General features: G+C 66.6%; 19 protein-coding genes and 1 other RNA gene. 13 read left to right on the plus strand and 7 right to left on the minus strand.

The genetic code is table 11. The features are described 5' to 3' along the window. Window positions 1-10: 10 nt before the first annotated feature. Complete coding sequence (locus QYL93_RS27460; RefSeq protein WP_305746645.1) at window positions 11-1,375, plus strand: TIGR03862 family flavoprotein; 1,365 nt, start codon at window positions 11-13, stop codon at window positions 1,373-1,375. A gap of 62 nt (window positions 1,376-1,437) precedes the next feature. Here the strand turns inward: QYL93_RS27460 and QYL93_RS27465 are convergent, their stop codons facing one another. From QYL93_RS27465 to QYL93_RS27475, 3 genes are all read right to left on the minus strand, one after another. Continuing rightward, window positions 1,438-2,016 (minus strand): hypothetical protein, encoded by a 579-nt coding sequence (locus QYL93_RS27465; RefSeq protein ID WP_305746646.1) that lies wholly within the window; start codon window positions 2,014-2,016, stop codon window positions 1,438-1,440. Between the two features lie 418 nt (window positions 2,017-2,434). Continuing rightward, window positions 2,435-2,531: signal recognition particle sRNA small type (ffs, locus tag QYL93_RS27470), an RNA gene on the minus strand. 90 nt (window positions 2,532-2,621) lie between these two features. Next, window positions 2,622-4,187 carry a methyl-accepting chemotaxis protein gene (locus QYL93_RS27475; protein WP_305746647.1) on the minus strand — a complete coding sequence of 522 codons (1,566 nt, stop codon included), beginning with the start codon at window positions 4,185-4,187 and terminating at the stop codon, window positions 2,622-2,624. Between the two features lie 240 nt (window positions 4,188-4,427). On the opposite strand from QYL93_RS27475, the gene dnaX reads away from it, so the two are divergent. From dnaX to QYL93_RS27505, 6 genes are all read left to right on the plus strand, one after another. Beyond that, entirely contained in the window at window positions 4,428-6,443 is a 2,016-nt protein-coding gene (dnaX, locus tag QYL93_RS27480; protein ID WP_305746648.1) for a DNA polymerase III subunit gamma/tau, read from the plus strand. Between the two features lie 77 nt (window positions 6,444-6,520). Further along, window positions 6,521-6,853: a YbaB/EbfC family nucleoid-associated protein gene (locus QYL93_RS27485; RefSeq protein WP_007847962.1), complete on the plus strand. Its 333-nt coding sequence runs from the start codon at window positions 6,521-6,523 to the stop codon at window positions 6,851-6,853. Window positions 6,854-7,079: 226 nt separating this feature from the next. Further along, window positions 7,080-7,676 (plus strand): recombination mediator RecR, encoded by a 597-nt coding sequence (recR, locus tag QYL93_RS27490; protein WP_057269593.1) that lies wholly within the window; start codon window positions 7,080-7,082, stop codon window positions 7,674-7,676. A 93-nt stretch (window positions 7,677-7,769) separates the two neighbouring features. Next, window positions 7,770-8,195, plus strand: coding sequence for an MAPEG family protein (locus tag QYL93_RS27495; RefSeq protein ID WP_057205690.1), 426 nt, complete (start codon window positions 7,770-7,772; stop codon window positions 8,193-8,195). Window positions 8,196-8,382: 187 nt separating this feature from the next. Further along, a complete protein-coding gene (locus tag QYL93_RS27500) occupies window positions 8,383-9,435 on the plus strand; it encodes an ABC transporter substrate-binding protein (RefSeq protein ID WP_305746649.1) in 1,053 nt (350 codons plus the stop codon). Window positions 9,436-9,554: 119 nt separating this feature from the next. Beyond that, entirely contained in the window at window positions 9,555-9,707 is a 153-nt protein-coding gene (locus QYL93_RS27505; protein ID WP_082604393.1) for a DUF3096 domain-containing protein, read from the plus strand. A 158-nt stretch (window positions 9,708-9,865) separates the two neighbouring features. On the opposite strand, the gene QYL93_RS27510 is transcribed toward QYL93_RS27505, so the two are convergent. Next, window positions 9,866-11,440 (minus strand): transglycosylase SLT domain-containing protein, encoded by a 1,575-nt coding sequence (locus QYL93_RS27510; protein WP_305746650.1) that lies wholly within the window; start codon window positions 11,438-11,440, stop codon window positions 9,866-9,868. After that, entirely contained in the window at window positions 11,437-12,213 is a 777-nt protein-coding gene (gene gloB, locus QYL93_RS27515; RefSeq protein ID WP_305746651.1) for a hydroxyacylglutathione hydrolase, read from the minus strand. Before gloB ends, QYL93_RS27510 begins: the two co-directional genes overlap by 4 nt. Here gloB and QYL93_RS27520 point away from each other — a divergent pair. From QYL93_RS27520 to QYL93_RS27535, 4 genes are all read left to right on the plus strand, one after another. Next, window positions 12,212-13,039: a class I SAM-dependent methyltransferase gene (locus QYL93_RS27520; protein WP_057269590.1), complete on the plus strand. Its 828-nt coding sequence runs from the start codon at window positions 12,212-12,214 to the stop codon at window positions 13,037-13,039. The genes gloB and QYL93_RS27520 overlap by 2 nt on opposite strands. A 34-nt stretch (window positions 13,040-13,073) precedes the next feature. Beyond that, window positions 13,074-13,523 (plus strand): ribonuclease HI, encoded by a 450-nt coding sequence (rnhA, locus tag QYL93_RS27525; RefSeq protein ID WP_057205698.1) that lies wholly within the window; start codon window positions 13,074-13,076, stop codon window positions 13,521-13,523. 137 nt (window positions 13,524-13,660) lie between these two features. Further along, on the plus strand, window positions 13,661-15,070 hold the full coding sequence (locus QYL93_RS27530; RefSeq protein WP_305746652.1) for an efflux RND transporter periplasmic adaptor subunit: 1,410 nt from the start codon (window positions 13,661-13,663) through the stop codon (window positions 15,068-15,070). A gap of 42 nt (window positions 15,071-15,112) precedes the next feature. Then, complete coding sequence (locus QYL93_RS27535; RefSeq protein WP_305746653.1) at window positions 15,113-18,262, plus strand: efflux RND transporter permease subunit; 3,150 nt, start codon at window positions 15,113-15,115, stop codon at window positions 18,260-18,262. A 12-nt stretch (window positions 18,263-18,274) separates the two neighbouring features. Here the strand turns inward: QYL93_RS27535 and QYL93_RS27540 are convergent, their stop codons facing one another. Beyond that, on the minus strand, window positions 18,275-19,690 hold the full coding sequence (locus QYL93_RS27540) for a sigma-54-dependent Fis family transcriptional regulator (protein WP_305746654.1): 1,416 nt from the start codon (window positions 19,688-19,690) through the stop codon (window positions 18,275-18,277). 155 nt (window positions 19,691-19,845) lie between these two features. Here QYL93_RS27540 and QYL93_RS27545 point away from each other — a divergent pair, with 155 nt between their 5' ends. After that, window positions 19,846-21,447: an AMP-binding protein gene (locus QYL93_RS27545; RefSeq protein ID WP_305746655.1), complete on the plus strand. Its 1,602-nt coding sequence runs from the start codon at window positions 19,846-19,848 to the stop codon at window positions 21,445-21,447. A 41-nt stretch (window positions 21,448-21,488) separates the two neighbouring features. Beyond that, window positions 21,489-22,250 (plus strand): enoyl-CoA hydratase/isomerase family protein, encoded by a 762-nt coding sequence (locus QYL93_RS27550; RefSeq protein WP_305746656.1) that lies wholly within the window; start codon window positions 21,489-21,491, stop codon window positions 22,248-22,250. A gap of 51 nt (window positions 22,251-22,301) precedes the next feature. Here the strand turns inward: QYL93_RS27550 and QYL93_RS27555 are convergent. Continuing rightward, window positions 22,302-22,932, minus strand: a 631-nt coding sequence (locus QYL93_RS27555; RefSeq protein ID WP_305746657.1) for a hypothetical protein, incomplete at its 5' end; no start/stop codon positions are given.

Genomic DNA, 22,932 nt, shown 5'->3' on the forward strand with positions numbered 1-22,932 from the left:
GCCCCTCACCATGAATGCAAGCACCCCCATCGCGCAGGACGCTGCCACCCCTGGCCTGGCCTGCGATGTCGCCATCGTCGGCGGCGGCCCGGCTGGTCTCATGGCGGCCGAGGTGCTCGCGCAGGCCGGTGTGGCCGTGCACCTGTTCGATGCCATGCCCTCGGTGGGCCGCAAGTTTCTCTTGGCGGGCAAGGGTGGGCTCAACCTCACGCACTCCGAGCCGCACGAGAGCTTTGCCACCCGCTTTGTGGGCCGCGAGAAGCAGGTCGAGCCGCTGATCACCGCCTTCGGCGGGCCGGCGGTGCGCGACTGGGCGCTAGGCCTGGGCGTGGAAACCTTCGTCGGCACCTCGGGCCGGGTCTTCCCGGCCGACATGAAGGCCGCGCCGCTGCTGCGCGCTTGGCTGCAGCGCTTGCGCAGCCAGGGCGTGCAGTTCCATATGCGCCACCGCTGGCTGGGTTGGGCCGATGAGGGGCAGGGCGGTGCACTGCACTTTGCCACGCCCGCTGGCGAACTGGCTGTGACCGCGCGCGCCACCGTGCTGGCCCTGGGCGGCGGCAGCTGGGCGCGGCTGGGGTCCGATGGCGCCTGGGTGCCGCTGCTGGCTGCACGCGGCGTGGCCGTGGCACCGCTGCGCCCGGCCAATTGCGGTTTCGACGTGGTGCGGGGCGATGTACCCGCTGGCGAGACGCGGCGTGATTTCTTTCGCGAGCTGATCGGCCGCGCGCCCACGCCCGCCGTGGGCTGGACCCCGCACTTCACCGAGCGCTTTGGCGGCCAGCCGTTCAAGACCGTGGCCATCAGCTTCACCGACAGCGAAGGGCGCAGCTTCAGCCGCCGAGGCGAGTTCGTGGCCACGGCCACGGGCGTGGAGGGCAGCCTGGTCTACGCTGTCTCGCAACTGCTGCGTGACGAGATCGAGGCCCATGGCCACGCCACCTTCCACCTCGACCTGCTGCCCGACCACACGCCCGAGCGCGTGCTGGTGGAGGTGCGCCACCCGCGTGGCTCACGCTCGCTGTCCAGCCACCTTAAAAGCCGCCTGGGCCTCGATGGCATCAAGGCCGGCATTCTCTACGAGCACCTGGGCAAGGATGGCGTGGCCGACCCTGTGGCACTGGCCCATGCCATCAAGGCGCTGCCCGTGACGGTGGTGGCCACCCGGCCGCTGGACGAAGCCATCAGCACCGCCGGTGGCGTCGCTTTCGAGGCACTTGACGGCGACCTCATGGCCACCCGCGCGCCGGGTGTGTTCTGCGCCGGCGAAATGCTGGACTGGGAGGCCCCGACGGGTGGCTACCTGCTTACGGCCAGCATGGCCAGCGGCAGGCTGGCGGGGCAGGGCGTGCTGAAGTTCCTGCGCGCTGGCGCTTGATGGCTTGCCCGAGGGGCGCGGGCGTTGTCGGCACTGCTGCGATGCCGCACGGATGCAGGTTGTCAGAACCTCGACCGGTAATACAGCATCGGCCCGCCCTTCCTTGCGCGCAACAGCAGGCGCGATCCGCCCTGCAACTGCACGCCGACCGCGCCGAATTCGGGCACCAATCCTCGGGTCTTCGACGATTCCCATTGCACTTCGAGGCGCGTGCCATACAGGGGTTGCTGCGCGTCCCGGATCATGGTCAATGCATCGGATGAAGGCGCCAGCTGCGAAGTCCGTGCCCAGGCCGATACGTCGAACTGCGGCCCGCTCTCTCGCTGCGACCGCCAGCGCACGCCGAAGTCCACGCTTGCAGGGTTGGGTGCATCCGATGCCAGCGGCACGGCACCGGCCGCCGGCGCGCTCATGCCCAATGAAAGCCCGAACTTGCCGTACGACTCGCGTGTGATGAGCCAGCCCGTGAGGTCAATGGACTGGGTGCTGTTGAACTGGTAGCCCGGGCTGCCGGGCAGCGCATTGATGCGTGCGGAATAGTCGCCAAAGTCCGGCAGCACCACGCTGTTGATCTCATAGAACGAGGATGGCCTGGTGGTCTTTTCGCGCAGGCTCACCATGGCTTCGTCGGCGAAGGTCATACCCGCCGCCGTGGCCACCCCGGTGGTGAGCCACAACAGGCTTGCGGTGCAAAGATCCCTGCTTCTGCGGTGGGCCGCATGCCCTGTTGCCGTTGCAATGGCGTAGCCATCGGGATGCCCGATTGCTTGGCTGCCGGCGGTGAATACTTGCACGGTCATGGCGGTAGACATGGCAGCACCCGATAGAGAGGAAAGGGACTATGCGATGCCGCAAAGTGTGCGCCTCTTCATCGGGGAGGGGAAGCTCCGAATGCCGCGAAACTGTGTCGGACATCACCGACAAAGTCGTTGCGCCTGCTCAAAAGAATCTTGAGCAGTCTCTTGGGGGAGCCTGGCAGTCGCTTGTGGTGAGCCACGCATCAATGCATGCGCGACCACAGAAGGCATTTTTGCGCAGGGCGCAAAAAAGAAGGAAGAAGTTGACGAGCCTTACCCCCGGCACTGACTCCACAGTTAGGGCTGCTTGGTTCCCCACCTGACCCGTTTGGCCGCTTTACCATGCGGGGAGGCCCGTCACTGGCTATTGTAGCGGGTGCGCGGCAGGCGGCTGGCTTCGATGGCCGTTTGTCCTTGCCGCGGTGGGTTTTTTTTGAAGGGGAACGCTCCTAGCCCAAACGGAACACGCTGACCAGCTGTTCGAGCTTGGCCGCCTGCACGTTCAGCGACTCGGCGGCCGAGGCTGCTTCCTCGACCAGGGCTGCGTTCTGCTGCGTGACCTGGTCCATGTTGGTGATGGCCACGTTCACCTGGTCGATGCCCGACGACTGCTCCTGGCTCGCGGAGGCGATCTCGCTGATGATCTGCGTCACCTGCTGCACGCTCTTCACCACCTCGGTCATGGTGCTGCCGGCTTCGTCCACGAGGCGGGTGCTTTCACCCACCTTGGTCACCGAGGCGTCGATCAGTTGCTTGATCTCCTTGGCTGCGGCGGCGCTGCGCTGCGCCAGGGCGCGTACCTCGCTGGCCACCACGGCAAAGCCGCGGCCTTGCTCGCCTGCCCGCGCAGCCTCCACGGCGGCATTCAGCGCCAGGATATTGGTCTGGAAGGCAATGCCGTCGATCACGCCGATGATGTCCACGATCTTCTTCGACGAGGTGTTCACTTCGCCCATGGTGCTCACCACCTGGTTCACCACGGCACCGCCGCGCACGGCCACTTCGGAGGCGGTGGCCGCCAACTGGCTGGCGTGGCGCGCGTTGTCGGCGTTCTGGCGCACGGTGCTGGTCAGCTCCTCCATGGAGGCGGCGGTCTGCTGCAGTGAACTGGCCTGCTGCTCGGTGCGTGCCGACAGGTCGTTGTTACCCGCTGCGATCTCGGTCGATGCGGTGGCGATGGACTGCGTGCCCGAGCGCACCTCGCTCACGATGTTGGCGATGCTGGTGCGCATGTCCTGCATGCCGTGCAGCAGGCTGGACTTGTCGCCGGGTTTCAGGGCGATGTCCATCGACAGGTCGCCCTGCGCCATCTGCTCGGTGATGCGGGCCGCATAGTCGGGCTCGCCACCGAGCTGGCGCAGGATGCCGCGCGAGATCAGCATGCCCACGCCCAGCAGCAGGGCGGCCAGCACCACCGCGCCCAGGCCGAACTTGAGAATGCGCTCGTTTACGGTCGAGTTCACCGTGTCCACGTACACCCCCGAGCCCACCACCCAGCCCCAGGGCGCAAAGCCCTTGACGTAGGAGGCCTTGAGCACCGGGTCGGTGTTGCCCGGCTTGGGCCACAGGTAGAGCACGAAGCCCGCCTCGCGGGCCTTGACCACGTTCACGAACTCCACGAACAAGCGCATGCCCGTGGGGTCCTTGTTGTCCGAGAGGTCCTTGCCGTCGAGCTCCGGGCGGATCGGGTGCATCACCATCACGGGTTGCATGTCATTGATCCAGAAATACTCGTTGCCGCTGTAGCGCATGGCGCGCAGGCTGTCCTTGGCCATCTGCTGGGCCTGGGCTTCGGGCATCTTGCCGGCCTTGGCCTGCGCGTGGAAGTGGACGATGAGGCTGTGCGCCGACTCGACGTTCTGGCGCACGCTGCTCTTGCGCTCTTCCATGATGAGGCTGCGCTCCGAGCCGAGCAGGATGGCGGTGATGACCGCGATGCCGGCAAGCGCGCAGGCAATCAGAAGGCCCATGCGCCTGGCGATGCCCATGGGCCGCCGCTGGGAGGTATCCACCATATTCAGCCACCTTCCGTCGTGCGTTGGCGGCAGGCGCGCGCAGGCCACCCGCCTCTGACCCTGGCCAAAAACTTTCGACCAGACCGTCGGTTCATGCTAGGCAGAGTGTTGCAAGATGTACAGAAGACTGCCCGCAGTGTTTTCCCGGGTTGCCAGCGGCTCCTTTTGGGGGGTGAAAGCCGTCTCCGATGGTGGCGAGCGCTGCGCAGGGGCATCCGCAGACCCCCTTAGAATCAAGCCATGTCCTATCTCGTGCTCGCCCGCAAGTACCGCCCCCGCAATTTCACCGAAATGGTGGGGCAGGAGCACGTGGTACAGGCGCTCACCAATGCGCTCACCCAGCAGCGCCTGCACCATGCCTACCTGTTCACGGGCACGCGGGGGGTGGGCAAGACCACGGTGTCGCGCATCCTGGCCAAGTCGCTCAACTGCCAGGGGCCGGACGGCACGGGCGGCATCACCGCCACGCCCTGCGGCGTGTGCCAGGCCTGCACGGACATCGATAGCGGTCGGTTCGTGGATTACACCGAGCTCGACGCCGCCTCCAACCGTGGCGTTGACGAGGTGCAGAGCCTGCTTGAACAGGCCGTGTACAAGCCGGTTCAGGGGCGCTTCAAGGTCTTCATGATCGACGAAGTGCACATGCTCACCAACACCGCCTTCAACGCCATGCTCAAGACGCTGGAGGAGCCGCCAGAGTACCTGAAGTTCGTGCTTGCCACGACGGACCCGCAGAAGGTGCCGGTCACCGTGCTCAGCCGCTGCCTGCAGTTCAACCTGCGCCCCATGGCGCCCGAGACGGTGCTCAGCCACCTCACACAGGTGCTCGCCGCCGAGAACGTGCCCGCCGAGCCCCAGGCGCTGCGCCTGCTCTCGCGCGCCGCGCGCGGCTCCATGCGCGATGCGCTTTCGCTCACCGACCAGGCGATAGCCTTCGGCAGCGGCCAGTTGCAGGAAGCCGGCGTGCGCCAGATGCTGGGCGCTGTGGACCGCTCCTACGTGTTCCGCCTCATCGAAGCCCTGGCTTCGGGCGACGGCAAAACGGTGGTGGAAACCGCCGATGTGCTGCGCCTGAACGGCCTGTCCGCCGCCTCCACGCTGGAAGAGATGAGCGCCGTGCTGCAGCGCATGGCCGTGTTTCAGGCCGTGCCGCAGATGGTGGGCGCCGTCGATGCCGACGACCCTGAGGCTGCCGAGACGGCGCGCTTGTCGGCCGCCATGCCGGCCGACGAGACGCAGCTGCTGTACAGCATGTGCCTGCATGGCCGCAGCGAGCTGGGCCTGGCGCCCGACGAATACGCAGCCCTGACCATGGTGCTATTGCGCCTGTTGGCCTTCAAACCCCCGGCCGGCGACGGCCCGGCGGAAAAAAAAACTCTGACGCGGCCTGAACCGGCGGCTTCGGCCCCCGTTCACGCCCCGGTTGCTGCCCCTTTGCCGGCGGCCCCGGGCGTGGCTGTCGTGCAGCCACCCGCTGTTGTTGTCGCTGCGCCGGCCGTGGTACCCGCAGCCGCGCCGGTGGTCACGCAGGCGCCGGCCGCCAAGGTCGTCGCTGTACCGCAGGCCTCCGCTCCAGCACCTGTGGCCGCAGCGCCCCAGGCCACCACCGCCTTGCCGGTGCGCACGCTCGACGATTTCGACCGGCAACATGGCGGGCCTGGTGACGAGGACGATGGCGGCGAGCCCGCCCGGCCACCATCGTCACCGTCACCTTCGTCTGGCGCATCCGCCACGGCCGTGGCCGAGCGCCCGGCCGCCGATGTGATGTCCATCCCCGTGCGCAGCATGTCCGCCGAGCCTGGCGTGCGCCTGCAGCCCACGGCGCATTCGCCTTCGGCGGCATCGCTGCCTGCCTCGGCCCGCTATACGCCGACCGAAGAGGGCGAGGTCTGGTACGCCACCGTGCAGTCCCTGGTGGCTGCCGAAGTGATCACCGCGCTGGTGCGCGAGCTGGCGCTGCAGTCGCAGCTGGTGGCGCGCGATGGTGGCCACTGGCTGCTGCGCGTGGAGCGCGAGTCGCTCAACCAGCCCACGGCGCGCGAGCGCCTGCGCACTGCGCTGGAAAATGCCGGCCATGCCACCCAGATCACCGTCGAGGTGGGCGTGGTGATCGACAGCCCCGCACGCCGCAATGCCGCTGCCGCTGCCGAGCGCCAGCGCGTGGCCGAAGAGATCGTGATGAATGACCCTTATGTGCAGACGCTGCTGCGCGACCATGGCGCGAAAATCGTGCCGGGCAGTATCAAGCCTGCGTGAGGCGTTTGCAGCAACCGATGCCGACAGATCGATAGACAGACAGACAACCTACAACCTCCAACCCAAGGACCACCACCATGTTCAACAAAGGACAACTCGCCGGCCTGATGAAGCAAGCCCAGGCCATGCAGGACAACCTGAAGAAGGCGCAGGACGAACTGGCCTTCATCGAGGTGGAGGGCGAATCCGGCGCCGGCCTCGTGAAGGTGCTCATGACCTGCAAGCACGACGTCAAGCGCATCACCATCGATCCGAGCTTGCTGGCCGAAGACAAGGACATGCTCGAAGACCTGGTGGCGGCTGCGTTCAATGCGGCGGTGCGCAAGGCGGAAGAGACTTCCAGTGAGAAGATGGGCAAGCTCACAGCAGGGATGCCAGGACTCCCCGGCGGCATGAAACTCCCTTTCTGAGGGTTTGGCTACCGAGCGGGCAATCTGCGTCGTTGGGCGGTGCTCGGAATCCTCACGTACTTCAAGTACGTTCCGGTTCCTGTGCTCCGTCCGCCTAGCAGCTTATCCCGCTCGCTACGCCCTTAAGGGCGGGGTGTGAAGGCAGGGGCGGCGCATCGTTCGCTTTGCTCACTGGCGCCTGGCAGACTTCGGTTTTTTTACGGGCACTTGCTGCTTACACTGGCCTATGGCTTCTTCTTCTACCAACTCCCTTGATGTTTTGATCCAGGCGCTCAAGCGGCTGCCGGGGGTGGGGGTGAAGTCGGCTTCGCGCATGGCGTTCCATCTGCTGCAGCATGACCGGGAGGGCGCCGAGGCCTTGTCACGGGCGCTGCACGATGCGGCCGTGTCGGTGCACCACTGCAGCCGCTGCCATACCTTCACCGAGGCCGATGTGTGCAGCACCTGCCTGGACCCGGAGCGCGATGCCACGCGGCTGTGCGTGGTGGAGACGCCGGCAGACCAGTCGGCGCTGGAGCGCACGGGGGCGTTCAAGGGGCTGTACTTCGTGCTCATGGGGCGGCTCAGTCCGCTCGATGGCATCGGCCCCAAGGAGATCGGCCTGCACAAGCTCATGGACCGGGCCAGCGACGGCACGGTGCAGGAGGTGATCCTGGCGACCAATTTCAATGCCGAGGGCGAGGCGACCGCGCATGTGATCAGCGAGGCGCTCAAGGCCCGGGGCCTGCACGTCACGCGGCTGGCACGCGGCGTGCCGGTGGGCAGCGAGCTGGAATACGTGGACCTGGGCACCATCGCCCATGCGCTCGTGGACCGGCGCTGAGTGCAGGGCCGCTTAGAATCTTCCCCCTCCTATCGATTCAATGGCTTTCCAGGCAAGGCTGGCAGGCAATAGCAAGAAGAAAGTGCAACAAGAATGAACTCCTCCATGCACATGGCCCGTTTCACGGCGGCCTACTGGTGTGTGCTGGTGGCTGCGCTGCTGCCCATGGTGTGCTCCTACCTGGCCAAGAGCGGGGGGCTGGGAAAATCGCGCGGGCAGGGCGGTTTCGACAACAGCGACCCACGGGCCTGGCTGGCCCGGCAGACGGGCTGGCAGGCACGCGCCAATGCGGCGCAGACCAACAGCTTCGAGGCGCTGCCGTTCTTCATCGGCGCGGTGATCATTGCGCACCAGCTCGGCGCAGGCCAGACACTGCTGGACCTGGCAGCCCTGCTGTGGGTGTTTCTGCGCATTTTTTACATCATGATGTATGTGGCGGACATGCCCACCGTGCGCAGTGCGCTGTGGTCGGGTGCCTTGCTCGTCAACATCGGCATCCTGTTCATGGGATACCGCTGATCGCCAGGGCTGGCGGGCGTTTTCCGCCCGCGGCCGGGCCCTCGCGGCCCGCTTTTTTGCCCCTCGCGGGCCCCACGCCACTGTCACCTACGTATTAGTCCTCAGGGGTAGTCCCTGATGCCTGCCGGGCTATGCTGAGGCACGATTGTTGCAGTGCAACAATGGCCTCTTCGCCTTTCATTTTTCCATGTCCAGTCCCTTGCTCAGCCGCCGCGCATTTGGTGCCGTATCCGCCCTTTCGGCGGCTGCGGTGTTTGCGCCTGCCGTGCTGTCGCAGCAGGCGGCCGCGCCGGGGCTGGGTCGCGTCACGGTCGCTGTCGGGGGGCAAAGCGTGCTTTACCACCTGCCGCTGGCGCTGGCCGACCTGCTGGGCTATTTTGAGAGCGAAGGGCTGCAGGTGGTGGTCTCCGACTTTGCCGGTGGCGCCATGGCACTGCAGGCCGTGTTGCAAGGGGCGGCCGATGTGGGCTCGGGGGCTTACGAATACACCATTCGCCAGCAGGTGCGTGGCAGCTACCTGCGCGCCATGGCGGTGCATGGCCGCGCGCCGCAGATCGCCATGGGCGTTTCGCGCAAGGCCTTGCCGCGCTACGAGGCACTGGCTGACCTCGCGGGCCGGCGCATCGGTGTCTCGGCCCTGGGGTCGTCCACGCACCTCATGGCCATTCACCTGCTGGCGCGCGCCGGCATGCGCGAGCGCGACGTGGGCTTCGTGGGCGTGGGCTCGGGCGCACCGGCCGTGGCGGCGCTGCGCACGGGCCAGGTACATGCGCTGTGCCATGCCGATCCCATCATGACGCTGCTGGAGCAGAAGATGGACGTGCACATCGTGGGCGACATGCGCACCCTGAAGGGCTCACAGGAGCTGTTTGGCGGCAACATGCCGGCCGGTTGCCTGTATGCGCCCCAGGCCTTCGTGCAAAAGCAGGCGGCCCAGGTGCAGGCGCTGACCAATGGCATCGTGCATGCGCTCAAGTGGCTGCAGACGGCCGCGCCGGCCGACCTGATCAAGGTGGTGCCGCCCAGCTACCTGCTGGGCGACCGGGGCCTGTACCTGGCCGCCTTCAGCCGCGTGCGCGAGACCTTCTCGCCCAACGGCCTGATGCCCGACGACGGGCCCGCCACCGCGCTGCGCGTGCTGGGCCGTACCGGCCCCGAGGTGACCGACGCGAAGGTTGACCTGGCCCGCACCCACAGCAACGAGTGGGTGCGCAAGGCGCGGCAGAAGTACAACGTCTGAGACTGCCTGCGCATCAAGCGCCTCCTGCGCTTTCGGGACGGGAAGATGGCTTACATTGGCCGGCATCCGGTTTGCCGTAGTCTCGGCACACCAACTTCCTACCCACCAAGGATTTCTCCATGGCATTCTCCCTCAGCATCGGCCCGCTCGTCTCCCTGATCGCGGGCATCCTCATCCTTGTCATGCCGCGCCTGCTCAGCACCATCGTGGCCATCTACCTCATCGTCATGGGAGTGCTAGGACTAATGGGCATGCATTCCCTCAAGCTCTGAGGGGGGTGAGTCGCTGAGAAAACCTCCCTGGCGTCGTTGCTCCGTCGTGCCGTACTTTCAGTACTGTCTGCGACGGAGCGCCTAGCCAGGAAGCTTTTTCAGCAACTCTTGAGAGTGGGGTCTGAGCTGCTGCTCAAAGCGCAGTAGACCCTTGGGGCTCAACGCTTCTTGACCTTCGATGGCGTGCCGCCGCGCTTGGCGGGGGCTGAGGCTGGCGCCTTGGCTGCGCTTTGCTTGCCGCGGGCCTGCACCACGTTGCGCACGTTCGACGAGCGCACCTGGGTGGCCGCTGCCGCCGTGGCGGCACGCACCGGCAGGTAGACCACGATCTGCTGGCCGAGCTTGAAGGCGGCGCTGGCCTTGACGTCGTTCCAGTCGGCCACGCTGGCCGCCGCCAGGTTGTAGCGGCGGGCCACGCTGGCCACGGTTTCGCCCTTGCGGGCGCGCACCGTGGTGCGGCGGGTGACGATTTCGGGGGCGAATGCCAGTTGGCCGTTGTCCGCCAGGTGCGATGACACGTCCTCGCGCGTGGTCACCGAGCGCGGCACCATCAGTGCCGAGCCGGCCTTGATCAGCATGCGCGGGGGTATGTTGTTCATGGCGCGCAGGTCGGCCTCGCTCATGCCGGTGCGCTGGGCTGCGTCGGCCACCGTCATGGTGGTGGGCACGGACCATACCGTCCAGCTGGCGTACTGGCCTTCGCGGCGCGCTTCGAGGTTGCGCTGGAAGACCTTGGCGTTGTCCCAGGGTAGCAGGATCTGGGGGGTGCCGGCCGCCAGGATCACGGGGCGCTTGTACGAGGGGTTGAGCGCGCGGAAATCGTCCTCGCGGATGCCCGAGAGCGTGGCCACCAGCGCCACGTCGATGTCGTGGGTGATGTCCACCGTCTGGAAGTAGGGGTGGTTCTCGATCAGCGGCAGCTCGGCCTTGAAGGCATCGGGGTTGGCCACGATGTTCTTCACCGCCTGCAGCTTGGGCACGTACAGCCGGGTCTCGGCCGGCATGTTCAGGTCGGTGTAGCTGGTGCCCAGGCCCGCCTTCTGGTTACGCGCAATGGCGCGGCCCACGCTGCCTTCACCCCAGTTGTAGGCGGCCAGGGCCAGGTGCCAGTCGCCGAACATGCCGTGCAGCTTCTGCAGGTAGTCGAGCGCCGCGCGGGTCGATGCCAGCACGTCGCGCCGGTCATCGCGAAAGGCGTTCTGCTTGAGGTCGAAATAGTTGCCCGTGGCTGGCATGAACTGCCACATGCCCGCCGCCTTGGCGCTCGACACCGCCTGGGGGTTGAACGCGCTCTCGATGTAGGGCAGCAGCGCCAGCTCGGTCGGCATGCCCCGGCGTTCCAGTTCCTCGACGATGTGGAACAGGTACTTGCTTGAGCGCTCGGTCATGCGCTGGATGTAGTCGGGCCGAGTGGCATACCACTGCTCACGGTCCTGCACCAGCTCATGCTGCAGGTCGGGCATGGCAAAGCCGCGGCGTATGCGGTCCCACAGGTCGGCCGGGGCCGAGAGCGATGCCACGCCGCCGCCGTTGAAGGTGTTCACCGCCATGATGGGCTGCAGCGGCCCGTTCGGGATGAGCGGCGTGTGCGCGGGGCGCGCGGGCGCCTTGTTGTTGGTGGGAGTGGCAGGGCCGTCGGACGCGCCGCCCGCCACGGTGGTGTCGGTTCCGGTGGTGGCGCAGCCGGTCAGCCAGAGCATGCCGGCCAGGCACGCGATGTGCACAATTTTCATCGAAACTCGTTTTTCCATTGGCGCAGTGCCGCCAGTACGGCCACTGCGTCGTGTTGATCTGCCTGCAGGTCGAACCGCTGTGCTGCTTCGCGCACCTCGGCTTCGCGCACGCGCAGGAAGGGGTTGATACCGCGCTCTTGCGCAATGTTCGATGGCAGGGTGGGCAGGCCCTGCGCCCGCTGTGCTTCGCACCAGCCGAGGTAGTGGACCAGATCCTGGTTGCCGGGTTCCACGGCGCGCGCGAATTTAAGGTTCGAGAGTGTGTATTCGTGCGCACAACACACCCTGGTATGGCCGGGCAGGGCCGCCAGTTGGTCGAGCGAGTCGAGCATCTGCGCCGGTGTGCCCTCGAACAGGCGCCCGCAGCCGCCCGAAAACAGCGTGTCGCCGCAGAACAGCACCGGCGTGCCCCCCATGTCCGCACAGTAGTACGCGATGTGCCCGGCCGTGTGGCCCGGCACGTCCAGCACCGTGAAGTGCAGGCCGACCACGTCCACCGTGTCGCCAGCGGCCAGGCGCACCAGCGGCTCGGGGATCTTCTCGCGCGCCGGGCCGTACACGGTGGCGCCCGTGGCCTCGCGCAGCACGTCCACCCCGCCGACGTGATCGTTGTGGTGGTGCGTGACTAGAATGGCCTGCAATCGCAGTCCCAGGTCGTGCAAAGCCTTCTGTACCGGTGCGGGATCTCCCGGGTCGACCACAATGGCCTGGCGTGCGTCGTGCAGCATCCAGATGTAGTTGTCGGCAAAGGCGGGCAGCGGTAGCAGGTTCATGAGCGATCAAATTATAGGTTTGCACCACTGGTTCGATTCCCCGCCCGGCCGTTACCTGCTGGCCTGGGAGCAAGCCCGCCTGGATGAGGCGGTGGCGGACCTCTTCGGATACCACGCCGTGCAGCTGGGCATGCCCCTGCTGGACGGCCTGCGTGCCAACCGCATGCCGTACCAATGGCTGGCGCTGGGGCAGGAAGCCGTGGGCGAGGGTGGCCTGGCCGCCGAGCCCGGCCTGCGTGAGGATGGTACGCCCCGCCAGGCCATCGCGCTGCTGGCCGAGCCGGTGGCCCTGCCATTTGCCGAAGCCAGCCTCGACCTGGTGGTGCTGCCCCATACGCTGGAGCTGAGCATCGACCCCCACGCAGCCCTGCGCGAAGTGGCGCGTGTGCTCGTACCCGAAGGGCGCGTGGTCATCAGCGGCCTGAACCCCATGAGCCTGTGGGGCCTGCGCCAGCGGCGTGCGCGGCTGTACGGCCGCTTTGGCCGCGGCTCGCTCTACCTGCCCGATGTGGGTGAGTTCATCGGCTACCGCCGCCTGCGCGACTGGTTGCGGTTGTTGAGCTTCGAGGTCGAATCGGCCCGGTTTGGCTGTTATTGTCCTGCGGTGCGCAGCAGCCAGTGGATCGAGCGCTTTGGCTGGCTGGACCCTCTGGGCGAGAAGTGGTGGCCAATTTTCGGCGCCGGGTACTTCCTGGTGGCCGTCAAGCGCGTGCACGGCATGCGCCTGCTGGAGCCCGCGTGGCGCACCGCGCGTCAGCGCAACGCAGCGACCGTGCCCGTGGCGCACCGCACCCCCTCGCCACCGGGCGCTACGCACCGGCGCTGATGACCATGAACATGAAGAAGAACAGGAATCCATTTTGAACGAGGTCGTGATTTACACCGACGGTGCCTGCAAGGGCAACCCCGGCCCTGGTGGCTGGGGCGTGCTGCTGCGCGCAGGCACATCGGAGAAGGAGCTGTTTGGCGGCGAGCTGGGCACCACCAACAACCGCATGGAGCTGCTGGCCGTGATCGAGGCGCTTGCCGCCTTGAAGCGGCCTTGCGCCGTCACCCTGTACCTGGACAGCGAGTACGTGCGCAAGGGCATCACCGAGTGGATCCACGGCTGGAAGGCCCGCGGCTGGCGCACCGCGAGCAAGGCCCCTGTGAAGAACGTGGAGCTGTGGCAGCGTCTGGACGCCCTGGTGGCCAGCGGTGGTCACCGCATCGACTGGCGCTGGGTCAAGGGCCACTCGGGCGATCCGGGCAATGAGCGTGCTGACCAGTTGGCCAACAAGGGCGTGGACAAGGCGCTGGGCCGCGGCTGAAACAAGGCCAAGCTGGCGGCGGACTGTCTCCAATCCCCCACCCCTGAAACAGCCGGAAGCTGCGGGTTTGGATACACGCTGATACATTGGCAGATTGCCCGTTCCCCGGGCTTCACCGATTTCACTGCGGCTGATCCATGGCGTCCAAAACCCGTTACATCGTTGTTGCTGTCGTCGGCATCGCTGTCGCATCGGGGGCCGCATGGTGGCTTCAGCGCCCTGCCGCGCCGCCCAAGACGGACGCAGCGGGCGCACCCGCAGGGGGCAATGGTGCCTCGGCCGGCGCGCGGGGACCGGGCGGGCCAGGCGGCGCAGGCCGGGTGGTGGCGGTGGAGGCCACACCCGTGCGCCAGATGGCACTGCGCGACGACGCCGAGGCCGTAGGCAGCCTGCGCTCGCGCCGCAGCGTGGTGCTGCGCCCCGAGGTCAGCGGGCGCATCACGGCACTCAATTTCACCGACGGCCAGCGCGTGCGCCAGGGCCAGGTGCTGGTGCAGTTCGACGACCAGTTGCCCCGGGCCCAGGTGCAGCAAAGCCAGGCCGAACTGTCCATCGCGCAGTCCAACCACAAGCGCAACCAGGAACTGGTGGCCCAGGGCTTCATCAGCCAGCGCTCTGTCGACGAGAGCGCGGCCAACCTCGAAGTCGCCCAGGCAAAGCTCTCGCTGTCGCAGGCCACGGCCTCGCGGATGCGCATTCTGGCGCCGTTCGACGGCATTGCCGGCATCCGCGGCGTGAACGTGGGCGACTACCTCAAGGACGGCGCCGACATCGTCAACGTGGAAGACCTGGACGCGGTGTACGTGGACTTTCGCCTGCCCGAGCGCCTGCAGGGCAAGGTGCGCACGGGCCAGACGGCGCGCGTGGCCTTCGACGCGCTGCCCGGCGTGCGCTACGCCGCCGTCGTCCAGGCCATCAATCCGCAGATCGACGCCGACGGCCGTGCCGTGGCCGTGCGCGGCTGCATCGACAACCGCCGCCTGCAACTGCGCCCCGGCATGTTCGCGCGTGTCACCACCGTGTTCTCCGAACGGGCCAATGCCCGCGTGATCCCCGAGGAGGCCATCGTGCCCGAGGGCAGCAACGCCTTCGTCTACAAGGTGATCGATGGCAAGGAGCCGGGCACCCGCGTGACCCAACGCACTGCCGTGACACTGGGCGCGCGCGCCCCTGGCCTGGTGGAGGTGGTGCACGGCCTGGCCGCCGACGATCTGGTCGTCACCGCCGGGCAGCAGCGCATACAGCGCGACGGCACCGCCGTGCGCGTGGTGGTGCTGGGCCAGCCGGAGGCGGGCAAAGGCAAGGGCAATGCCGGGCCGGCACGCCCGGCCTCGGGCGCCTCACCCGTGGCCGATGCGCCGGCGTCTGCCGCACGGGCCGGCAGCGCCATGCCCGCAGCGGTGGCTCCGGCACCCTTTGCCGCACCGGCACCTGCAGCGGCGCCGGTCGCCGCCCTGGTGGAGCCACTGCCCGGCCCCAACCCCTGCCAGGTGGCGGGCACATCTTCGGGCCGCTCGGCACCCTTGGTGCCGGGCAAGCCCGGCTGAGCTGCCTGCCGCCCCTCCACTGTACCCTGCTGACCTACTGCCATGCAACTCGCCGAACTATCGATCCGCCGGCCGGTGTTGGCCACCGTGCTGTCGCTTTTGGTGCTGCTGATCGGGGCGGTGAGCTTCACGCGCCTGTCGGTGCGCGAATACCCCAAGATCGACGAGCCCGTGGTCACCGTCAGCGTGCGCTACGCGGGGGCCTCGGCCGAGGTGATCGAATCGCAGGTCACCAAGCCGCTCGAAGACTCGATTGCTGGCATCGACGCGGTGGACGTGATCACCTCCATCAGCCGCGCCGAGCAAAGCCAGATCAGCGTGCGCTTTCGCCTGGAGAAAGACGCCGACAACGCCGCCGCCGAAGTGCGCGACCGCACCGCCCGCGTGCGCAACCGCTTGCCCGACGCGGTGGACGAGCCCGTCATCGCCAAGGTCGAGGCCGACGCCTCGCCCGTGATGTGGCTGGCCTTCAGCAGCGACACGCGCACCCCGCTGGAGATCAACGACCTGCTCAACCGCATCGTCAAGCCGCGCCTGCAGACCGTGACCGGCGTGGCCGACGTGCCCATCTACGGCGAGCGCCGCTACGCCATGCGTGTGTGGCTGGACCCCGAGCGCATGGCCGGCTACCGCCTGACCACGCAGGACGTGGAAGACGCCATCCGCCGCAACAACCTGGAGCTGCCGGCCGGCCGCATCGAGTCGCAGCAGCGCGAGTTCAGCGTCACCTCCCAGACCGACCTGGCCAGCCCCGCGCAGTTCGCGAACGTGGTGATACGCACCGTCAACGGCTTTCCGGTGCGCATCCGCGACGTGGCCCGGGTGGAGGAGGGCGCCGCCAGCGACCGCAGCCGCGTGCGCCTGAACGGGCGCGACGCGATCTCGATGGGCGTCATCCGCCAGGCCACGGCCAACCCGCTGGAGCTGTCGGCCGGCGTGCGCGCCATGCTGCCCACGCTCAAGGCCGACCTGCCGCCCGACATCACCATCGACATCGCCAACGACAACTCGGTGTTCATTGATCGCTCGGTGAAAAGCGTCTACACCACCATTGCCGAGGCCGTGGTGCTGGTGGCGCTGGTGATCTTCGTCTTCCTGCGCACGGCGCGCGCCTCCATCATCCCCATCGTCACCATCCCGGTAAGCCTGGTGGGCAGCTTCGCGCTGATGTCGCTGGCGGGTTTTTCGATCAACACCCTCACCCTGCTGGCCCTTGTGCTGGCCATCGGCCTGGTGGTGGACGATGCCATCGTGATGCTGGAGAACATCTACCGGCACATCGAGGAGGGGCTGGACCCGTTCTCGGCCGCCATCAAGGGCGCGCGCGAGATTGGCTTTGCCATCGTGGCCATGACGCTCACGCTGGTCGCGGTGTATGCGCCGCTGGCCTTCACGCCGGGCCGCACGGGGCGGCTGTTCGTCGAGTTCGCGCTGGCGCTGGCCGGCGCGGTGGTGGTCTCGGGCTTCGTGGCGCTCACGCTGTCGCCCATGATGTGCTCGCTGCTGCTCAAACACAACCCCAAGCCCAACTGGTTTGACCGTTCCATGGAGCGCTGGCTCACGGCCCTGTCCGACGCCTATGGCCGGCTGTTGCGCTGGATCGTCACCGCGCGCTGGGGCGGCAAGGGTGGCGGCGTGCGCAGCGTGCTGTTCCAGGCGCGCTGGCTGGTGCTGGTCGTCATGGCGGTCAGCGGTGCCGCGCTGGTGCTGGTCTACCCCAGCATGCGCCAGGAACTCTCGCCACTTGAAGACCGGGGCACCATCCTGGTCAACGTCACCGCACCCGATGGCGCCACGCTCGACTACACCAACCGCTACGCGCTGGAGCTGGAGAAGGTGGGCCGCGAGTACCCCGAGTTCGACCGCATCTTCGCCAACATCGGCAACCCCACCGTGGCCCAGGGCAGCGTGATCTACCGCACCGTGGACTGGGAGGATCGCTCGCGCAGCACACTCAACATGGTGCGCGAGCTGCAGCCCAAGGTGGCCAGTCTGCCGGGGGTCAATGCCTTCCTGATCACGCCGCCGTCGCTGGGCCAGGGCTTTCGCGCACGCCCGCTTACCTACGTGATCCAGACCTCCGACAGCTACGAGAACCTCAACGCCGTCGCCGCCGAAATGATGGCCGAGATCGCCAAGAACCCCGGCATCATCTCTCCCGATGTGGACCTGCGCCTGAACAAGCCCGAGCTGCGCATCGAAGTCAACCGCGACCGCGCCGCCGACCTGGGTGTGAGCGTGGACGTAGTGGCCAAGGCGGTGGAAACCATGCTGGGCGGGCGCACCGTCACGCGCTACAAGCGCGACGCCGAGCAGTACGACGTGATCGTGCAGACCCAGGCCAGCGGCCGCACCACGCCCGAGAACATCGACAGCATCTACGTGCGCGGCCGCAACGACGCGATGATCCCGCTCTCGAGCCTGGTCAAGGTGCAGGAAAGCGTGAGCCCGCGCGAACTCAATCACTTCGGCCAGCGCCGCTCGGCCACCATCACCGCCAACCTGACGCCTGAGTATTCGCTGGGCGAGGCCCTGACCTTCATGGACGCGACGGCCGCCAAGGTGCTCAAGCCCGGCTACACCACCGACCTCAATGGCACCTCGCGCGAGTTCCGCAGCTCGCAGGGCGCCCTGGGTATCGTCTTCGTGCTGGCGCTGGTGTTCATCTTCCTGGTGCTGGCCGCGCAGTTCGAGAGCTTCATCGACCCACTGGTGATCATGGTGTCGGTGCCGCTGTCCATGATCGGTGCGCTGCTGGCGCTCAAGTGGAGCGGGGGCTCGCTCAACGTGTATTCGCAGATTGGGCTGATCACTCTGGTGGGGCTGATCACCAAGCACGGGATCCTGATCGTGGAGTTCACCAACCAGTTGCGCGAGCAGGGCCTGGAGATGGTGGACGCGCTCGTCAAGGCCTCGGCCCAGCGCCTGCGCCCCATCCTCATGACCACGGGTGCCATGGTGCTCGGCGCCATCCCCCTGGCCCTGGCCTCGGGCGCCGGTGCCGAAACACGCTCTCAGATCGGCTGGGTGATCGTGGGCGGCATGTCGCTGGGCACGCTGCTCACCATCTTCGTCGTGCCCACCATGTACACGCTGTTCGCCCGCAAGGCCGTGCCCGGCGCCAACACGGCCGTGGCCGCGGAGGAACCCGCCGAGCCGCTGCACCCTCCGCACGATTACGTGGCGAAGTAGACCGGGCGCTGACTACGACAGCGGCCGCTCCAGTGCGATGCCGTGCAGCCGCAGCTTGGCATACAGCGTGGGTTTGGCAATGCCCAGGGCCTGCGCCGTGCGCGTCACATTGAAGCGGTGGGCCTTGAGCGCGTGCACGATGGCCTCGCGCTCCGCCGCGCGCAGGCTGCGCACCTCGGTGCTGGGGGCTGATGAATCCGCAGGGGGCTGCGCGCCGTGCGACGCCGGCACCAGGCCCAGCACTGCGGCATCGAGCGTGCCGCCCTCGCTCAGGTTCACCAGCCGCTCCATCGCGTTCTCCAGCTCGCGCACATTGCCCGGCCACGGGTGTTGCAGCAGCGCGGCCAGCACGGCGGGTGGCAATTCATGTACCGGCTTGCCCAGCGCCGCGCCATAGCGCGCCAGGAAATGCGTGGCCAGAAGCGCCACGTCGGCCAGGCGCTCGCGCAGCGGGGGCAGGGTGACCGCAATCACATGGCAGCGGTAGTACAGGTCTTCGCGGAACTCCTTGCGCGCCACCATGGCATGCAGGTCGCGGTTGCTGGCGGTGATGACCCGCGCATCCACGCGCACGGCGCGCGTGCTGCCCAGGCGCACCACCTCGCGCTCCTGCAGCACGCGCAGGAGCTTGGCCTGCACGTCGAGCGGCAACTCCGACACCTCGTCCAGAAAAATCGTGCCGCCACTGGCCGCCTCGAACTTGCCCGGCCGCCCCTCGCGCTGCGCCCCGGTGAAAGCGCCCGGCGCATGGCCAAACAATTCGCTCTCGATCAGGTCGCGCGGCAGCGCCGCGCAGTTCACCGCGATGAAGGGGCCCTCGCGCCGCGCACTCGCGTTGTGAATCGCCTGGGCCAGCACCTCCTTGCCCGTGCCGCTCTCGCCGCACAGCAGCACATTGGCCTGGCCGGCCGCCGCCTTGCGTGCCGCGGCGATGGTGGCCCGCAGCGCCGGGCTCTGCCCGACCATGCTGTCGAAGGTATGACGTGCCTGGCTGCCCGCCAGCCGGTCCGCCAGGCGGTGCACGCCACTGATCTCGCGAAAGGTGTTCACCACCGACAGCACGCGCCCGTCCGCCGCCTTCACGGGCACCGCCGTGTCCAGCACATGCAGCTGAAAGCGCGGGGTGGAGATCACGCGCTCGCGGTCGGTGTAACCCTCACCCGTCAGGAACACCTGCTCCACCATGGTGTCGAAGTCCAGCAGCGAGCCCAGCGTGCGCCCCTGCGCCAGGTGGCGCGGCAGCCGCAACTGGCGCGCTGCCTCGGCATTGAGGTGGCGCACCACGCCGCCCGGCTCCAGCACCATCAGCCCATAGGGCACATGGTTGACCAGGGTCTTCAGTTCCTCGATGAGCTGGCCCTGGCGCTCCAGCAGGTCGTCGGGGCTGGTGGCGGCAGGGACGGGGGCAGGCGGTCGCTTGGTGGGCATGGCATTGCAATATGAAACGTTCAACTATTGAACGGTCGTTGCAAATCATATCGCTCGCAGCCACGTCGATGCGAGGCGCTTGCAGGCAAACCCAGGCTGCAGCGTGTGGCACGGAGCTTGCCCTGTGAGCAGGGCCTTTCTATCCTGCAACAGCCATGGTCAACGCCCCTTCCTCCGCCACCCACGATCCCTTCGCCCCCTCGCTTGGCGCCGAGCTGCGCCGCGCGGCTGCTGAGGTGCCACACCAGCCCTTCATCCGCATGGCGTCGGGTGAATGGACCTACCGCCAGATCGACGAGGAGAGCGATCGCCTGGCCGCCGGTCTGCATGCCCAGGGCGTGTGCGCGGGCCACCACGTGAGCCTCATGCTGCCCAACTGCATCGAGATGGCGGTGCTCTGGTTCGCGCTGGCCAAGCTGGGCGCCGTGGCAGCGCCGGTCAACACCTCGTTTCGCGGCGGGGCGCTGGCCGATGCGGTCAACCTGGTGGAAAGCCGCCTGGCCGTGGTGCATGCCACGCTGCATGCGCAGTGGGCCGAGGTGCAGGGCCAGTTGGCCACGGCTACCCAGGTCTTTGTGCTGGGCGGAGATACCGAGCGCTGCCCACCCTACGCCCTGCTGCGCAGCGTGGAGCCCACAGAGCACACCCTGCCGCGCCCCGAAGTCGCTTGCGACGCACTGTGCCTGCTGCTCTACACCTCGGGCACCACGGGCCGATCCAAGGCGGCCATGATTGGGCATCGCTTCGTGCTCGCGCAGGCGCAGCTGTTCATAGAGGGGCTCGAGCTGCGCGCCGACGACGTGCTGTACTGCCCCTACCCGATGTTCCACCTGGATGCCACCGTCATGACCATCGTGCCCGCACTGCTGCTGCGCGGCGTGGCCGCCATCGGCGAGCGTTTCAGCGTATCGCGCTACTGGGACGAGGTGCGCGCCCTGCAGGCCACCGTGTTCGACTTCATGGGCGCCACGGTCACCATGCTGTGGAAGCAGCCTCCATCCCCGCGCGACCGCGACCACCGCGCCCGTCTGGGCTGGGGCGTGCCTCTGCCGGCGTTCGCCCCGCAGTTCGAGGAGCGCTTTGGCTGCCGCCTGGTGGAGCTGTACGGCTCCACCGAGGCCGGTGGTGTCATGTACACGCCGCTGCACGAACCACGGCGCATGGGTTCGTGCGGCAGGGTGGACCCTGCTTTCCGTGCACGGCTGGCAGACCCGCAGGGCTTCGAAGTGCCCGTGGGCCAGCCCGGCGAACTGCTCTTGCGCCCCGAGCAGCCTGGCCTGCTCATGCAGGGCTACTACGGCATGCCCGAGGCCACGCTCGCCGCCTTCAGGGACCTGTGGTTCCACACCGGCGACCTGCTGCGCCAGGACGAAGAGGGATACATGTACTTCGTCGGCCGCACCAAGGACATCGTGCGCCGCCGCGGTGAAAACATCTCCGCCGCCGAGGTCGAGATGGGCATTGAGGCGCACCCCGACGTGCTCGAATGCGCCGTGTTCGGCGTGCCCAGCGACATGACCGAGGAGGAGGTCATGGCCTGCGTGGTGCTGCGCCCCGGTGCAAGCCTGGCCCCCGCTGCGTTGGCAACGCATTGCAGCCAGCACATGGCCCGCTTCATGGTGCCGCGCTACCTGCGCCTGCTGCCCGCCCTGCCCAAGACCCCCACCGACAAGGTCGAGAAATTCCGCCTGCAGGCGGAAGGCATCGTGCCAGGCACATGGGACCGCGAGGCCGAGGCGCCGCGCTCCACCCACTGATCATCTGTCCATCCAACGAACGAAGAAAGCGAGACACCTTCATGACTTTTGCCATTCACACGATTGAGGGCGCCGTGAGCGTCGTCACCCTGCAGCGCCCCGAGCGCCTCAACGCCATCAGCGGTACTTTGCTGGTCGATTTGCACACCGCCCTGCAGGCCGCGCAGAACGAGCCCGCCACGCAGTGCATCGTCTTCACCGGCGCCGGCCGTGCCTTCTGTGCGGGCGACGACCTCAAAGATTTCGGCGAACAGTCCGAAAGCCCCGCCGCCATCGCCGAGCACTGCGAGCGCATCCAGCAGATCACGCGCGACATCATGTTCGGCCCCAAGCTCGTCATCGGCGCCGTGCACGGTTATGCCGTGGGGGGCGGCTTCGAATGGGTGCTCAACTGCGACATGGTCGTGGCGGCCGACACCCTGGTCTGCTTCTTCCCCGAAATGGCGCTGGGCCACTTCGTCACCGGCGGCGTCACCCACCTGCTGCCCCAGATACTGGGCCACCAGCGCACCATGGAACTCATCGTGCTGGGCGAGCGCCAGAGCGCTGTGGACCTGAAGGCCCTGGGCCTCGTCAACCGTGTGGTGCCCGCCGATCAGATGCGGTCCACCGCCATGGCCCTGGCCGCCGAGGTGGCCACCCGTTCGGCCGGCGCCACCGCCCGGCTCAAACGCGTGCTCACTTCCGGTCTGGGGCCGCGGATCGAAGAGGCGTTGATGGCGGAGGGCAAGGCGGCGAATGCGTGCTTTGCGGACCCAGACACGGCGCAGCGGATTCAAAAGTTCGCTGAAGGACGGATTTAACCGAACTATGCATTTTGTCAAATCCAAAGAGCAACACTGCTGTTGAACCAATTATATGAGGCCATCTGTAATGCCTCTGACGGAATTGATGAGACTTGCCTTGAATTCTGGGTGGTTTTGTACAAACTCATTAAGAGTGCGCGGAGGTGATTTTTCGCTTTCGCTCTCGGCGCTTTTTTTACCTTCTCGAAGAATTTCTATTTTCTCCGAGGGTGAACTTGGATTTGATATTTTTATGACTATGCTTTCCAGGTTTAGAGAGCTGCATAAAATATCGTAATAATCATAGTGAGCGCTAAATTGACGGCTAAGAAAATAGCCCTCTAGGCCTCCTGCAATTTCTAAAAAACTTATATCTTGTCGTTTAATTGTTTTCCCGTTCCAAACAAGCATTCCCAAGTATAAGTGAGAGTCGTCTTTTGAGTTTTCAATGAGTTGAAACTCCGGAAAGTATCGAAAATCATTTGCGCCAAAGGCTTTGATGATCGCGATGACTATATCTCCTGGGTTGAATAATTTTACGGAAATGGTCGTTTGCTCATCTTTTTCTGCGTGTTTTAATATTTTTTTTAATGTTGATGACCATGCGGAACATCCCAGAGAGACATGTTTAATATTTTTCTTGAATTCATTCCAGTTGAGTTTGTGTTTGGGGGATGAGCTACCATAAAAATAATGAGAT

It is taken from the genome of Acidovorax sp. A1169 (assembly GCF_030704685.1).
In the GTDB taxonomy this organism is placed as follows: domain Bacteria; phylum Pseudomonadota; class Gammaproteobacteria; order Burkholderiales; family Burkholderiaceae_C; genus Acidovorax.